Below are 17770 nucleotides of genomic sequence, written 5' to 3'. Positions count from 1 at the left end.
TTATTCGATATTCTAAAAAACTGTCTTTTCAGTGTTAAAATAAGCAACTATGTGTTATAAGTATTAGATTTGATCAAAAAGTTTGAAGTTATTTAAAATTAAAATAGTTTTTAGCATTGTAATAACAAATATCTTGGACCATTTTTCCTAAAAACTCTATATCATTTGGTATTAAACCTTGTTTTACATCTTCTGCTAAGATATTACATAAAATCCGTCTAAAATACTCATGTCTTGGAAATGACAAGAAGCTTCTACTATCGGTAAGCATACCTACAAAACGACTGAGCAGCCCCATATTAGACAAACAGTTTATTTGCTTTTCCATGCCATCTTTTTGATCTAAAAACCACCATCCAGAACCCCATTGCATTTTACCAGGGCAATCTGAATTTTGGAAATTACCCATCATGGTTGCAAATACTTCGTTCTGTGAGGGATTTAAATTATAGGTAATAGTTTTTGCTAATTGATCCGTGGAATTGAGAGTGTCAAAAAGTTTTGACATAAACTGTGCCATCGGAAAATCGCCTATGGAATCCACTCCAGCATCAAGACCTATTTGACTTAACAGTCTACTGTTATTATTTCGAACAGGACCTAAATGATATTGTTGCACCCAATTGTATTCATGATATTTCTTGCCTAAATGAATAAACAGGAAAGATCTATACTTATGGACTTCATCTTGATTAAGGTTGTTACCCTTCAAACGTTTTGAAAATATAGTTTCAATCTCTTTTTTTGTAAATTCAATAAACTTCAGTTCTTCTCCAACTCCAAAATCGGATAGTTTGCAACCTTGCGTATCAAAAAACGCTACACGCTTATCAATGGCATTCAAAAACGTATCTAAATCTTTTATTTCTAAATTGGATACTGTACCAAGTTTTTTGATATACCCTAAAAACGTTTCTTTAGTAATAAAAAACAACTCATCCGATCTAAAGGTAGGCAATACCTTTGTATAAAAATCTCCATTGGCAATACTTTTATGATATACCAAATCATCCGTGGGATCATCTGTAGTGCATACTACTTCAACCTTCATATCTTCTAAAAGCTGCGCAGGCGTTTTGTTTTCTAAAATAGAATTGGCCCTGTTGTAAATGTCTTCTGCTGTACTGGGTTGCAGTAGTTCATCAATATCGAAATAGCGCTTTAATTCTAAATGTGTCCAATGGAAGAGCGGGTTTCTTAGGGTATTAGGCACTGTTTCTGCCCATTTTAAAAACTTTTCTTTGTCTGAAGTGGCCTTGCCAGTGATATAAACTTCTTCAACGCCATTTGCACGCATTCCACGCCATTTGTAGTGATCCTCGCTTAACCAAGCCTCGGTTATGTTTTTAACAGGTTGATCTTCAGCTATTTTCTTCGCTGATAAATGATTGTGATAATCAATAATTGGTAAATCCTTAGCATGCTTATGATACAGTATCTCTGCAATATCAGATTGTAATATAAAATTATCTGTAATAAAATGTGTTGTATTCATTGATTACCCTAATTCGAGATTATACTTACTAAATTATTAATCTAATTTTGTTCGGCTACTAGATACTGTGCTTTAAACCGTATTCTAATCCTCGTAATTCTGCAAGACCTCTCAATCTTCCTATTCCTGAATACCCTGGGTTTGTTTTTTTGTGCAAATCGTCTAACATCTGGTGACCATGATCGGGTCTAACAGGAATAGCGAAATCTGCATATCCTTCAGCCTTTCTTCTTTTCTCTTCTATCAAAACTTCTTTTACAATATTATACATATCTACATCGCCCTCTAGATGATTGGCCTCGTAAAAATTACCACCCTCATCCCTTTTTGTGCTTCTTAAATGCAGAAAGTGTGCTCTATCAGCAAAGCGTTTAAAAATATTAACTAAGTTATTATCTGCTCTAACACCTAAAGACCCCGTACAAAACGTAATCCCGTTTGCTCTATCTGGAACATTATCAAAAAGATAAGCATAGTCCGACTCCGTACTAACAACCCTTGGCAGTCCTAAAATTGGATATGGCGGATCATCCGGATGAATACACATTAACACCTTGTTTTTCGAAGCCACTGGAATAATCTCCTTCAAAAAGGAAACTAAATTACCTCTTAAGGTTTGCGCATCTATATCCTTATATGTATCAAGTATGACTTGAAATTGCTCTAAAGTGTACCCCTCTTCTGCTCCTGGCAAACCAGCAATGATGTTGTTTACCAACTTTGTCCTTTTAGCATCAGAAAGATTATCAATATATGCTTTAGCCGCTTCTTGTTGTTCGCCCGTGTAGGCATGTTCTGCTCCAGGTCGTTTTAATAAAAACAATTCAAAAGCAGCAAAGGCAATAACATCAAAACGTAATGCCTTAGAACCATCTTCCACTTCAAAGTCTAAATCGGTTCTGGTCCAATCTAAAACAGGCATAAAATTATAGCAAACAATGTTTATTCCACATTTTGCTAGATTTTCAATACTTTGCTTATAGCGTTCTATATAAGTTTGAAATTGTCCTGATCGGGTTTTTATATTCTCATGTACTGGTATACTTTCAACTACACTCCAAGATAGACCCGCATCCTCGATAATTGATTTACGCTTTTGTATTTCATCCACTGTCCACACCTCTCCATTAGCAATATGGTGTAGGGCAGAAACAATCCCTGTTGCACCTGCTTGTTTAATGTCTGATAAAGATACGGGGTCATTTGGCCCGTACCATCTCCATGTTTGCTCCATTTTGTATAATTTCCTTTTTTGTAAATTCTTGCATTAATCCAGTCACTAATTTCCCATCTTCAACTGGACAAGGGTTACTACGTTTCCCTAGAAAATAGTTAACAGTTTCCTGAATCATAGGTTGCTGAATATTCTCTGGATTTTTAAATTCGAACGTTTTATTTATTTTGTTTGAATCGAGTTTAAGTTTTTCCTTGTAAAAGGAAATCTCAATAGTTCCATTTTCACCGTAAATCGTACAACGGTCTTCCTCTAAGGAATGAGGGATCGCAAAAGACCACATACCTCTAAATTGAATGCCATTTTTAAAACTTATAATCCCATTTACAGTATCATCAACTTTATTAATTTTGGATTGATTCATGGCAATACCTTTTGCCACATCGTACTCGCCAAAAAAATGATACATTAAATCTATTTGATGCGGTGCTATATCATGAAAATAGCCTCCTCCAGATACTTCTGCATCCAACCTCCAAGTGGCCTTATCATTAAAATTATATGGTTGTAAAAACCTTAAATCTACAAATTTTATTGACCCGATAGCATCACTATTAATAAGCTGTTTTACTTTTACATACATTGGTAAGAATCTGCGATAATGCGCCACAACTAACTTTAGATCACTTTTAGAAACAGCATTCTCTAGTTTTATGGCCTCATCGTCGTTAAGCACCATTGGCTTTTCAATGTATACATTTTTACCTGCCTTTAAGGCTCGCAATGCGTAGTTTAGATGTGTAGATGGTGGTGTTGCAATATATACCGCATTAATATCGGGGTTTGCCAAAAGTTTATCGGCATCGTCGTACCAAAAAGGTACATAATGGCGCTTTGCGAAATCTTTTGCTAAATCACCATTCCGTCGCATTACAGCTAATAATTTGGAATTTTCACATTTTTGAAATGCAGGCCCGCTTTTAACTTCGGCCACGTCGCCGCAGCCTATAATTCCCCAAATAACAGTATCATTAGTCACCTTACTTAATTAAGATTTTAAATTAAACTCCACTATATGCACTAAAACCTCCATCTATTGGAATAACAACTCCTGTCACGAAAGATGCGCCTTCTCCACATAACCACAATGTTGTTCCTACTAAATCTTCAGGCTTACCAAACTTACCCATAGGTGTTTGCTCAATAATTTGGTTGCCTCTTGGTGTTAAACTGCCATCACTTTTTGTAAGTAATGCTCTGTTTTGGTCGGTTAAAAAGAAACCTGGTGCTAAAGCATTAACGCGAATACCGACTTTAGAAAAATGCACTGCCAGCCACTGTGTAAAGTTAGATATAGCAGCTTTTGCTCCACTGTAAGCAGGAATCTTAGTTAAAGGGGTAAATGCATTCATTGACGAAATATTCAAAATACTGCAGCCTTCTCTTTCAACCATATCTTCAGCAAATACTTGTGTTGGTAACAAAGTTCCAATGAAATTTAAATCGAATACAAATTTGATCCCATCTGTATCTAAATCGAAAAAGGTTTTAAAACCCTCTGTGTTGTTTTCTAAGTCTCCCTTTTCGTAATGAGGGTTTGAAGTAGTTCCTAAAGGATGATTTCCCCCTGCTCCATTTATCAAAATATCGCAATTACCGAATGCTCGATTAACTTCTTCTTTGGCCTGTTTTAAGGATTCCTTTTCAAGAACGTTAGCAGCAACCCCAATGGCTTTACCACCATCAGCGTTAATTTCATCTGCTATATTATCAGCTGCTTCCTTTCTAAGGTCTAAAACAGCGATGTTATGCCCTTGTTTACCCAGTGCCTTCGCTAATGCTCCGCAAAGTACACCACCTGCTCCTGTTAAAACTATTGTTTTAGTCATTAATTTTGTTTCGTTGTTGGTTAAAATTTTACTTTGAAAGCTTTATTATGCATTATTCTAAATAATAAAACTTATCTAACAAAAATAGGAAATTCAGTTGATTACCTGTCCTGTTCTGTCCTGCTTATTTTTATTTAATCGTACCCCTTAATATTCAGCATTTTTATAGGCTTACTTTCCATTACAAGATTTTGGTTAAATATAAAGGTCATGTAGAAATCATATTCTCATGGCAAATTGTAACAATTTGAAACTAAGAGTATAAATTTCCAGTTTATCTGTATATAAATTCTCTTATATGATACTAATTTACTTGCATAATCAAATTTTTAGTTTTTTTATTAAACCTAATATTTTCTATCATATTCATAGAATAAAAATACTCAATCAGCTCATTATCAAATGAAAAAGACATATTTTTTTAAAGAAAGGCGAAACCTCTATTGCTGAATATTCTGCTAGATTATTGTATTTCATCGATTTTTTATGCTTTTCATGGAGTTTTGTTAAGTATTATACTATATTAGCGCCCATAATTCATTAACCCCTAAATCTAATGAAAAAAACTACCTACCAAAAAATTGGAATACTTCTTATTTTCAATTTATTTATCAGTTATGGTTTCTCTCAGGTAACAAATCAAACACCAAAAAGAATATCTATACCTAATCCCTCTATTATTACATTGCAAAACATTAAAGAGGCAGGAATCGATTTATCCTGTGGTCCAAAGTTTGTCAAAAACAACTTATTGATGGAACTTAGTTATGCTGAATTGCAACTTTTAGATAACAGTGGCATAACTTACAATGTTCTAATTGATGATTTAACCACATATTATAGTGAAAGAAACGCAAGAGATCTACCCAAAGCACAAGAAGAGTTAAGGCAAGCCCAACAAATAGCTGCTGCAAAAAGAGCTAGCAAAACATTAAGTAAAAAAAGTAGTCTGGTTGATAACCCAACACAACATGATGACTGCGATGAAATTGATTGGATAGAACCTACAAACTTCAAACTAGGTAGTATGGGTGGAGCATTAACATTAAGTGAAGCATATGCTGAACTTGATTTGATGCGCTCTATGTACCCAAATCTTATTTCCGTAAGAACAGATGCCTCTACCTCGGGAACAGTTACTCACGGAAACTCAACTGGCGGAACTACATGGGCAGGACAACCAGTGTATTATGTAAGAATTTCTGATAATCCCGACACGGATGAAGCTAATGAACCTGAAACTTTAATTACAGGGGCTATGCACGCCCGAGAGATTAGTAGTGTTATGAATACCTTTTACTTTATGTGGTATTTATTGGAAAACTACAGTACCGACCCTTTTGTAAAAAATATTGTTGATAATCAAGAAATATACATAATACCTATCAGTAATCCTGATGGGTATCGCTGGAACGAAGTAATCGCTCCAGGTGGAGGTGGCTTGCAACGAAAAAACTTAAGACCTGGAGTTGCTGATAATGGTACTACAAACTCAAATAACGATGTTAGGGGTGTAGATTTAAACAGAAACTTTAACTACTATTGGGGATGGGACGATGCAGGATCCTCTCCTAACACAACTAGTCATACTTACAGAGGACCTTCAGCTGGATCTGAACCAGAAACACAAATCGTGCAAGAATTTATTACGGCTCACGATATTAAAGTAGCTGTAAACCATCACGGTGGACTAAACTCTATAGTAACGTCTTCGTACAATGGAGAATCAACAGCTGCAGATTCAGGTAGAGAAGATGAATATGCTAAAATCTGTCATGATTTAACACATCACAACAGATATATTTATGGTTCTGCACCAAATACACTGTATGAAGCCAATGGTGATGTGAACGACTGGATGCTTGGTGGACCTGCAGTAACATCAGGAGGGCAAACAAGTAGTGGTTCAGGTAAAGATGTTTTAGCTTTTGCTCCAGAAAACGGAGATGATTTTTGGCCAACAACAACTTTAATCGTTGATATTGCAAGACGCGCCCTGAGAATGAATTACCTTTCTGTACTTTATTCTGGAAAATTCGCCAAACTTCATGATTTAAATACTAGTGATATTAATTCCACTTCAGGAAATTTAACCTTTGGGGTAGAATACTTGGGTAAAACCTATGACGATATCACACTTACGGTTACACCAGTTTCTTCCAACATTACTTCTATGACGTCGCCATCGGTACAATCAGGATGGACAAAATTGGAGCAAAGAGATTTAACAGTACCGTACACCTTAAATGCTGGAATTCAACCAAATGATGAAATTGAATTTCAAGTTACACTTAGCAACGATGATTTTATTATATACCGTGCCAATTATGTAAAATATTATCAACCAACAGTTTTATTTCAAGATAATGATACTGATACCTCAAACTGGACAACATCTGGTGGTACGTGGGGAACTACTGGAGACTCTTATTTAGGCTCTGTAGCGATTACAGATTCGCCATCTGGTGCTTATGTAAATGACGAAAACAAGACTATCACATTAAATCAATCGATAGATTTATCTAGTTCTAATCAAGCGTTAGTGCAATTTTATGCGAAATGGGATTTAGAGAGAAACTACGACATGGTACAGCTTGAAGCCAGTACCAATGGTGGTGGAAGTTGGACAGCGTTGTGTGGACGCTATAATAAACCCGCTGCAACACCTTTAACCAATTTTCATATAGCTAAAAATGCAAATATCTATAAACAACATCAGTCTAATAATGGAACTATTGTATACGATGGTGACAGTATGGACAAATGGGTAATGGAAGAAATACTAATTAATAATGATGATAATAGTTTTTTAATTGGACAAAATAATATTCAATTCCGTTTCAGATTTAAAACAGACGGAAATAATAGAGAGGATGATCTCACAACTACTTTTGATGGCTTTATTTTTGATGATTTTAAAATTCTAGACATTCAAATACCTTGCGTTATATCTATACCTACCAATCTTAATGTATCAAATATAGCAGCCACTAGTGCTACGATCTCATGGGATAATATTCCTTCTTCAGCATACGATTTAAGATATAAAGAAATCAGCTCTGGTACTTGGACTGAAGTCTTAGACATTTCAACAGCAAGTTATTCCATTTCTGGGCTCAGCGCCTCTACTGATTATGAAGTTCAGGTTCGCAACAAGTGTGGAGGTAGCACATCAGCTTATACAACATCAACTAATTTTACTACAACTGCAATTACTTATTGTTTACCAACAATATCAAATACACCAGACGCCTTTAATATAACAAATGTTAACGTAGGCACAATTGATAATACAACAGCAAAAAGTGCTAATGGCTATGGTGATTTTACAAATTTACAGACAGATTTAATAGCTGGAAGCTCCTCAAATCCAATAAGCATAACGGCTAACAAAACTTATAACAGTACAGATTACGACGTTTCTACTTTTGTTTGGATAGATTTTAACCAAAATGGTATTTTAGATGATTCTGGAGAAACTATTATTTCGGATTCTCAAAATATGAATACGCTAATAACAGGCAACATCAATGTGCCAGCAAATGCTGTCCTAGGGCAAACCAGAATGCGCGTTACTCTAAATTTTGACCACGATACTGATCCATGTGAAAACTATAGATATGGTGAATATGAAGATTATACTATAAATATTATCAGTAACAGCCTAACAACTTGGTATCAAGACTCTGATAATGACACCTTTGGAAATCCTGCCGTGACACAAGATGCGGCAACACAGCCTGCAGGATATGTTGCTGACAACACCGATTGCGACGATAACGATGCCAACGAATTCCCAGGACAAACGTGGTACATCGGTGTGGACAACGATAACGATACCTTCTTCGGAAGTGTAACTTCGGTAACTGCTTGTGAGCAACCGTCTGCGAATCACTCTATAACAGCACCTGCAACGCCAGATTGTGACGATAACGATGCCGATGAGTTCCCAGGACAAACATGGTACATTGGTGTGGATAATGATAATGACACATTCTTCGGAAGTGTAACCTCAGTAACTGCTTGTGAGCAGCCCTCTGCCAACCATAGCATTACGGCGCCTGCAACACCAGACTGTGATGATAACGACGCCGATGAGTTCCCAGGACAAACGTGGTACATTGGCGTGGACAACGATAACGATACCTTCTTCGGAAGTGTAACCTCTGTAACTGCCTGTGAGCAGCCGTCTGCGGATCACTCGGTAACAGCACCTGCAACTCCGGATTGTGATGATAACGACGCCAACGAGTTCCCAGGACAGACCTGGTACATTGGCGTGGACAACGATAACGATACCTTCTTCGGAAGTGTAACTTCGGTAACTGCATGTGAGCAGCCCTCTGCCAACCATAGCATTACGGCGCCTGCAACACCGGATTGTGACGATAACGATGCCGATGAGTTCCCAGGACAAACATGGTACATTGGTGTGGATAATGATAATGACACATTCTTCGGAAGTGTAACCTCAGTAACTGCTTGTGAGCAACCGTCTGCGGATCACTCGGTAACAGCGCCTGCAACTCCAGATTGTGATGATAACGATGCCAACGAGTTCCCAGGACAAACTTGGTACATTGGCGTGGACAACGATAATGATACCTTCTTCGGAAGTGTAACTTCGGTAACTGCATGTGAGCAACCGTCTGCGGATCACTCGGTAACAGCACCTGCAACTCCGGATTGTGATGATAACGATGCCAACGAATTCCCAGGACAAACGTGGTACATTGGCGTGGACAACGATAACGATACCTTCTTCGGAAGTGTAACTTCGGTAACTGCATGTGAGCAGCCCTCTGCCAACCATAGCATTACGGCGCCTGCAACACCGGATTGTGACGATAACGATGCCGATGAGTTCCCAGGACAAACATGGTACATTGGTGTGGATAATGATAATGACACATTCTTCGGAAGTGTAACCTCAGTAACTGCTTGTGAGCAGCCCTCTGCCAACCATAGCATTACGGCGCCTGCAACACCAGACTGTGATGATAACGACGCCGATGAGTTCCCAGGACAAACATGGTACATTGGTGTGGATAATGATAATGACACATTCTTCGGAAGTGTAACCTCAGTAACTGCTTGTGAGCAACCGTCTGCGGATCACTCGGTAACAGCGCCTGCAACTCCAGATTGTGATGATAACGATGCCAACGAATTCCCAGGACAAACTTGGTACATTGGCGTGGACAACGATAATGATACCTTCTTCGGAAGTGTAACCTCTGTAACTGCATGTGAGCAACCGTCTGCGAATCACTCGGTAACAGCACCTGCAACTCCAGACTGCGACGATAACGATGCCAACGAGTTCCCAGGACAAACGTGGTACATTGGCGTGGACAACGATAATGATACCTTCTTCGGAAGTGTAACTTCGGTAACTGCATGTGAGCAGCCCTCTGCCAACCATAGCATTACGGCGCCTGCAACACCGGATTGTGACGATAACGATGCCGATGAGTTCCCAGGACAAACATGGTACATTGGTGTGGATAATGATAATGACACATTCTTCGGAAGTGTAACCTCAGTAACTGCTTGTGAGCAGCCCTCTGCCAACCATAGCATTACGGCGCCTGCAACACCGGATTGTGACGATAACGATGCCGATGAGTTCCCAGGACAAACATGGTACATCGGTGTGGATAATGATAATGACACATTCTTCGGAAGTGTAACTTCGGTAACTGCTTGTGAGCAACCGTCTGCGAATCACTCGGTAACAGCACCTGCAACTCCGGATTGTGATGATAACGATGCCAACGAATTCCCAGGACAAACGTGGTACATCGGTGTGGACAACGATAACGATACCTTCTTCGGAAGTGTAACTTCGGTAACTGCTTGTGAGCAACCGTCTGCGAATCACTCTATAACAGCACCTGCAACGCCAGATTGTGACGATAACGATGCCGATGAGTTCCCAGGACAAACATGGTACATTGGTGTGGATAATGATAATGACACATTCTTCGGAAGTGTAACCTCAGTAACTGCTTGTGAGCAGCCCTCTGCCAACCATAGCATTACGGCGCCTGCAACTCCGGATTGTGATGATAACGATGCCAACGAGTTCCCAGGACAAACGTGGTACATTGGCGTGGACAACGATAACGATACCTTCTTCGGAAGTGTAACTTCGGTAACTGCATGTGAGCAGCCCTCTGCCAACCATAGCATTACGGCGCCTGCAACACCGGATTGTGACGATAACGATGCCGATGAGTTCCCAGGACAAACATGGTACATTGGTGTGGATAATGATAATGACACATTCTTCGGAAGTGTAACCTCAGTAACTGCTTGTGAGCAGCCCTCTGCCAACCATAGCATTACGGCGCCTGCAACACCAGACTGTGATGATAACGACGCCGATGAGTTCCCAGGACAAACATGGTACATTGGTGTGGATAATGATAATGACACATTCTTCGGAAGTGTAACCTCAGTAACTGCTTGTGAGCAACCGTCTGCGGATCACTCGGTAACAGCGCCTGCAACTCCAGATTGTGATGATAACGATGCCAACGAGTTCCCAGGACAAACTTGGTACATTGGCGTGGACAACGATAATGATACCTTCTTCGGAAGTGTAACTTCGGTAACTGCATGTGAGCAACCGTCTGCGGATCACTCGGTAACAGCACCTGCAACTCCGGATTGTGATGATAACGATGCCAACGAATTCCCAGGACAAACGTGGTACATTGGCGTGGACAACGATAACGATACCTTCTTCGGAAGTGTAACTTCGGTAACTGCATGTGAGCAGCCCTCTGCCAACCATAGCATTACGGCGCCTGCAACACCGGATTGTGACGATAACGATGCCGATGAGTTCCCAGGACAAACATGGTACATTGGTGTGGATAATGATAATGACACATTCTTCGGAAGTGTAACCTCAGTAACTGCTTGTGAGCAGCCCTCTGCCAACCATAGCGTTACGGCGCCTGCAACACCAGACTGTGATGATAACGACGCCGATGAGTTCCCAGGACAAACGTGGTACATTGGCGTGGACAACGATAACGATACCTTCTTCGGAAGTGTAACCTCTGTAACTGCCTGTGAGCAGCCGTCTGCGGATCACTCGGTAACAGCACCTGCAACTCCGGATTGTGATGATAACGACGCCAACGAGTTCCCAGGACAGACCTGGTACATTGGCGTGGACAACGATAACGATACCTTCTTCGGAAGTGTAACTTCGGTAACTGCATGTGAGCAACCGTCTGCGAATCACTCGGTAACAGCGCCTGCAACTCCGGATTGTGATGATAACGACGCCAACGAGTTCCCAGGACAAACGTGGTACATTGGCGTGGACAACGATAACGATACCTTCTTCGGAAGTGTAACTTCGGTAACTGCATGTGAGCAGCCCTCTGCCAACCATAGCATTACGGCGCCTGCAACACCGGATTGTGACGATAACGATGCCGATGAGTTCCCAGGACAAACATGGTACATTGGTGTGGATAATGATAATGACACATTCTTCGGAAGTGTAACCTCAGTAACTGCTTGTGAGCAGCCCTCTGCCAACCATAGCATTACGGCGCCTGCAACACCAGACTGTGATGATAACGACGCCGATGAGTTCCCAGGACAAACGTGGTACATTGGCGTGGACAACGATAACGATACCTTCTTCGGAAGTGTAACCTCTGTAACTGCCTGTGAGCAGCCGTCTGCGGATCACTCGGTAACAGCACCTGCAACTCCGGATTGTGATGATAACGACGCCAACGAGTTCCCAGGACAGACCTGGTACATTGGCGTGGACAACGATAACGATACCTTCTTCGGAAGTGTAACTTCGGTAACTGCATGTGAGCAGCCCTCTGCCAACCATAGCATTACGGCGCCTGCAACACCGGATTGTGACGATAACGATGCCGATGAGTTCCCAGGACAAACATGGTACATTGGTGTGGATAATGATAATGACACATTCTTCGGAAGTGTAACCTCAGTAACTGCTTGTGAGCAACCGTCTGCGGATCACTCGGTAACAGCGCCTGCAACTCCAGATTGTGATGATAACGATGCCAACGAGTTCCCAGGACAAACTTGGTACATTGGCGTGGACAACGATAATGATACCTTCTTCGGAAGTGTAACTTCGGTAACTGCATGTGAGCAACCGTCTGCGGATCACTCGGTAACAGCACCTGCAACTCCGGATTGTGATGATAACGATGCCAACGAATTCCCAGGACAAACGTGGTACATTGGCGTGGACAACGATAACGATACCTTCTTCGGAAGTGTAACTTCGGTAACTGCATGTGAGCAACCGTCTGCGAATCACTCTATAACAGCACCTGCAACGCCAGATTGTGACGATAACGATGCTGATGAGTTCCCAGGACAAACTTGGTACATCGGTGTGGACAACGATAACGATACCTTCTTCGGAAGTGTAACTTCGGTAACTGCATGTGAGCAACCGTCTGCGAATCACTCTATAACAGCACCTGCAACGCCAGATTGTGACGATAACGATGCTGATGAGTTCCCAGGACAAACTTGGTACATCGGTGTGGACAACGATAACGATACCTTCTTCGGAAGTGTAACTTCGGTAACTGCTTGTGAGCAACCGTCTGCGGATCACTCGGTAACAGCGCCTGCAACTCCAGATTGTGATGATAACGATGCCAACGAGTTCCCAGGACAAACGTGGTACATTGGCGTGGACAACGATAATGATACCTTCTTCGGAAGTGTAACTTCGGTAACTGCATGTGAGCAACCGTCTGCGGATCACTCGGTAACAGCACCTGCAACTCCGGATTGTGATGATAACGATGCCAACGAGTTCCCAGGACAAACGTGGTACATTGGCGTGGACAACGATAACGATACCTTCTTCGGAAGTGTAACTTCGGTAACTGCATGTGAGCAGCCCTCTGCCAACCATAGCATTACGGCGCCTGCAACACCGGATTGTGACGATAACGATGCCGATGAGTTCCCAGGACAAACATGGTACATTGGTGTGGATAATGATAATGACACATTCTTCGGAAGTGTAACCTCAGTAACTGCTTGTGAGCAGCCCTCTGCCAACCATAGCATTACGGCGCCTGCAACACCAGACTGTGATGATAACGACGCCGATGAGTTCCCAGGACAAACATGGTACATTGGTGTGGATAATGATAATGACACATTCTTCGGAAGTGTAACCTCAGTAACTGCTTGTGAGCAACCGTCTGCGGATCACTCGGTAACAGCGCCTGCAACTCCAGATTGTGATGATAACGATGCCAACGAGTTCCCAGGACAAACTTGGTACATTGGCGTGGACAACGATAATGATACCTTCTTCGGAAGTGTAACTTCGGTAACTGCATGTGAGCAACCGTCTGCGGATCACTCGGTAACAGCACCTGCAACTCCGGATTGTGATGATAACGATGCCAACGAATTCCCAGGACAAACGTGGTACATTGGCGTGGACAACGATAACGATACCTTCTTCGGAAGTGTAACTTCGGTAACTGCATGTGAGCAGCCCTCTGCCAACCATAGCATTACGGCGCCTGCAACACCGGATTGTGACGATAACGATGCCGATGAGTTCCCAGGACAAACATGGTACATTGGTGTGGATAATGATAATGACACATTCTTCGGAAGTGTAACCTCAGTAACTGCTTGTGAGCAGCCCTCTGCCAACCATAGCGTTACGGCGCCTGCAACACCAGACTGTGATGATAACGACGCCGATGAGTTCCCAGGACAAACGTGGTACATTGGCGTGGACAACGATAACGATACCTTCTTCGGAAGTGTAACCTCTGTAACTGCCTGTGAGCAACCGTCTGCGGATCACTCGGTAACAGCACCTGCAACTCCGGATTGTGATGATAACGACGCCAACGAGTTCCCAGGACAGACCTGGTACATTGGCGTGGACAACGATAACGATACCTTCTTCGGAAGTGTAACTTCGGTAACTGCATGTGAGCAACCGTCTGCGAATCACTCGGTAACAGCGCCTGCAACTCCGGATTGTGATGATAACGACGCCAACGAGTTCCCAGGACAAACGTGGTACATTGGTGTGGACAACGATAACGATACCTTCTTCGGAAGTGTAACCTCAGTAACTGCTTGTGAGCAGCCGTCTGCGAATCACTCGGTAACAGCGCCTGCAACTCCAGATTGTGATGATAACGATGCCAACGAGTTCCCTGGACAGACCTGGTACATCGGTGTGGACAACGATAACGATACCTTCTTCGGAAGTGTAACTTCGGTAACTGCATGTGAGCAGCCCTCTGCCAACCATAGCATTACAGCACCTGCAACTCCGGATTGTGATGATAACGACGCCAACGAGTTCCCAGGACAAACATGGTACATCGGTGTGGACAACGATAACGATACCTTCTTCGGAAGTGTAACTTCGGTAACTGCTTGTGAGCAACCGTCTGCGAATCACTCGGTAACAGCACCTGTAACACCAGACTGCGACGATAACGATGCCAACGAATTCCCAGGACAAACTTGGTACATTGGCGTGGACAACGATAACGATACCTTCTTCGGAAGTGTAACTTCGGTAACTGCATGTGAGCAACCGTCTGCGAATCACTCGGTAACAGCACCTGCAACTCCGGATTGTGATGATAACGACGCCAACGAGTTCCCAGGACAAACATGGTACATTGGTGTGGATAATGATAATGACACATTCTTCGGAAGTGTAACCTCAGTAACTGCTTGTGAGCAACCGTCTGCGAATCACTCGGTAACAGCGCCTGCAACTCCAGATTGTGATGATAACGATGCCAACGAGTTCCCAGGACAAACATGGTACATCGGTGTGGACAACGATAACGATACCTTCTTCGGAAGTGTAACTTCGGTAACTGCTTGTGAGCGACCCTCTGCCAACCATAGCATTACGGCACCTGCAACTCCAGACTGTGATGATAACGACGCCGATGAGTTCCCAGGACAAACGTGGTACATTGGCGTGGACAACGATAACGATACCTTCTTCGGAAGTGTAACTTCGGTAACTGCATGTGAGCAACCGTCTGCGAATCACTCGGTAACAGCACCTGCAACTCCGGATTGTGATGATAACGATCCTAATGAATTCCCAGGACAAACGTGGTACATTGGTGTGGACAACGATAACGATACCTTCTTCGGAAGTGTAACTTCGGTAACTGCATGTGAGCAACCGTCTGCGAATCACTCGGTAACAGCACCTGCAACTCCGGATTGTGATGATAACGATCCTAATGAATTCCCAGGACAAACGTGGTACATTGGTGTGGACAACGATAACGATACCTTCTTCGGAAGTGTAACTTCGGTAACTGCATGTGAGCAACCGTCTGCGAATCACTCGGTAACAGCACCTGCAACTCCGGATTGTGATGATAACGACGCCAACGAGTTCCCAGGACAAACGTGGTACATTGGTGTGGATAATGATAACGATACCTTCTTCGGAAGTGTAACCTCAGTAACTGCTTGTGAGCAACCGTCTGCGAATCACTCGGTAACAGCGCCTGCAACTCCAGATTGTGATGATAACGATGCCAACGAGTTCCCAGGACAAACTTGGTACATTGGCGTGGACAACGATAATGATACCTTCTTCGGAAGTGTAACCTCAGTAACTGCTTGTGAGCAACCGTCTGCGAATCACTCGGTAACAGCGCCTGCAACTCCAGACTGTGACGATAACGATGCTGATGAGTTCCCAGGACAAACGTGGTACATTGGCGTGGACAACGATAACGATACCTTCTTCGGAAGTGTAACCTCAGTAACTGCTTGTGAGCAGCCGTCTGCGAATCACTCGGTAACAGCACCTGCAACACCGGATTGTGATGATAACGACGCCAACGAGTTCCCTGGACAAACGTGGTACATCGGTGTGGACAACGATAACGATACCTTCTTCGGAAGTGTAACTTCGGTAACTGCATGTGAGCAACCGTCTGCGGATCACTCGGTAACAGCGCCTGCAACTCCAGATTGTGATGATAACGACGCCAACGAGTTCCCTGGACAAACGTGGTACATCGGTGTGGACAACGATAACGATACCTTCTTCGGAAGTGTAACTTCGGTAACTGCATGTGAGCAGCCCTCTGCCAACCATAGCATTACGGCGCCTGCAACACCGGATTGTGACGATAACGATGCCGATGAGTTCCCAGGACAAACATGGTACATCGGTGTGGACAACGATAACGATACCTTCTTCGGAAGTGTAACCTCAGTAACTGCTTGTGAGCAACCGTCTGCGAATCACTCGGTAACAGCGCCTGCAACTCCAGATTGTGATGATAACGATGCCAACGAGTTCCCTGGACAGACCTGGTACATCGGTGTGGACAACGATAACGATACCTTCTTCGGAAGTGTAACTTCGGTAACTGCATGTGAGCAGCCCTCTGCCAACCATAGCATTACAGCACCTGCAACTCCGGATTGTGATGATAACGACGCCAACGAGTTCCCAGGACAAACATGGTACATCGGTGTGGACAACGATAACGATACCTTCTTCGGAAGTGTAACTTCGGTAACTGCTTGTGAGCAACCCTCTGCCAACCATAGCATTACGGCACCTGCAACTCCGGATTGTGACGATAACGATGCCGATGAGTTCCCTGGACAAACATGGTACATTGGTGTGGATAATGATAACGATACCTTCTTCGGAAGTGTAACCTCAGTAACTGCTTGTGAGCAACCGTCTGCGAATCACTCGGTAACAGCACCTGCAACTCCAGACTGTGATGACACAGATAACACTATCTTTCCAGGTGCTCCAGAAATTACAAATGATGGCATAGATCAAGATTGTAACGGTTCTGATCAAACAACATTAGATAGAGATAAATTAGAGTTCCGAAATATTTCTGTATCTCCTAACCCGTTTGGTAATAACATCTATATTACATTACCACTCAGCTATAATAATGTAGAATTTAGTATTAAGATATTTGATATGAATGGTAGGTTAGTTATAGATAGACAATATTCAAGTACAAATAGCAAAATAAGCGTAAGCGATTTAGATAAGTTAGATCAAGCGCCATATATTGTAAAAATAATAAATGCCGAAACTGGATTCTCTATGATGAAACAACTAATAAAGTTCTAATCAAAAATTTAACAGATAAATGAGGTTGAGTTCGATGAAAGCTC

The 17770-nt window shown here is 42.4% G+C and carries 5 protein-coding genes; 1 reads left to right on the top strand and 4 read right to left on the bottom strand.

Annotation, left to right across the window (positions count from 1 at the left end; genetic code table 11):
- Window positions 1-88: 88 nt before the first annotated feature.
- Genes uxaC through AC1B0Z_RS00605 form a run of 4 tightly spaced genes read right to left on the bottom strand, consistent with a single transcriptional unit; the run spans window position 89 to window position 4585 of the window.
- On the bottom strand, window positions 89-1495 hold the full coding sequence (gene uxaC / locus AC1B0Z_RS00620) for a glucuronate isomerase (RefSeq protein ID WP_483793547.1): 1407 nt from the start codon (window positions 1493-1495) through the stop codon (window positions 89-91).
- Window positions 1496-1553: 58 nt separating this feature from the next.
- The gene (uxuA, locus tag AC1B0Z_RS00615; protein WP_483793545.1) at window positions 1554-2729 is read right to left on the bottom strand and encodes a mannonate dehydratase; all 1176 of its coding nucleotides are present in this window, start codon (window positions 2727-2729) and stop codon (window positions 1554-1556) included.
- Complete coding sequence (locus AC1B0Z_RS00610) at window positions 2695-3708, bottom strand: Gfo/Idh/MocA family protein (RefSeq protein ID WP_483793544.1); 1014 nt, start codon at window positions 3706-3708, stop codon at window positions 2695-2697. Before AC1B0Z_RS00610 ends, uxuA begins: the two co-directional genes overlap by 35 nt.
- A 22-nt stretch (window positions 3709-3730) precedes the next feature.
- On the bottom strand, window positions 3731-4585 hold the full coding sequence (locus tag AC1B0Z_RS00605; protein WP_483795222.1) for an SDR family oxidoreductase: 855 nt from the start codon (window positions 4583-4585) through the stop codon (window positions 3731-3733).
- 529 nt (window positions 4586-5114) lie between these two features.
- Here AC1B0Z_RS00605 and AC1B0Z_RS00600 point away from each other — a divergent pair.
- Window positions 5115-17726, top strand: a complete 12612-nt coding sequence (locus AC1B0Z_RS00600; protein WP_483793543.1) for a M14 family zinc carboxypeptidase — start codon at window positions 5115-5117, stop codon at window positions 17724-17726.
- The last annotated feature ends 44 nt before the right edge of the window (window positions 17727-17770 follow it).

The sequence above is a fragment of the Hyunsoonleella sp. J2K-J805 genome, assembly GCF_057167125.1.
Note: the sequence above shows the minus strand (reverse complement) of the source record. Positions and strands in the feature narration are given on the sequence as shown.

Bases quoted from the DNA above. Each gene is read 5' to 3' on its own strand.
- uxuA (WP_483793545.1), bottom strand. From the start codon at position 2,729: ATGGAGCAAACATGGAGATGGTACGGGCCAAATGACCCCGTATCTTTA.
- uxaC (WP_483793547.1), bottom strand. From the start codon at position 1,495: ATGAATACAACACATTTTATTACAGATAATTTTATATTACAATCTGAT.
- AC1B0Z_RS00600 (WP_483793543.1), top strand. From the start codon at position 5,115: ATGAAAAAAACTACCTACCAAAAAATTGGAATACTTCTTATTTTCAAT.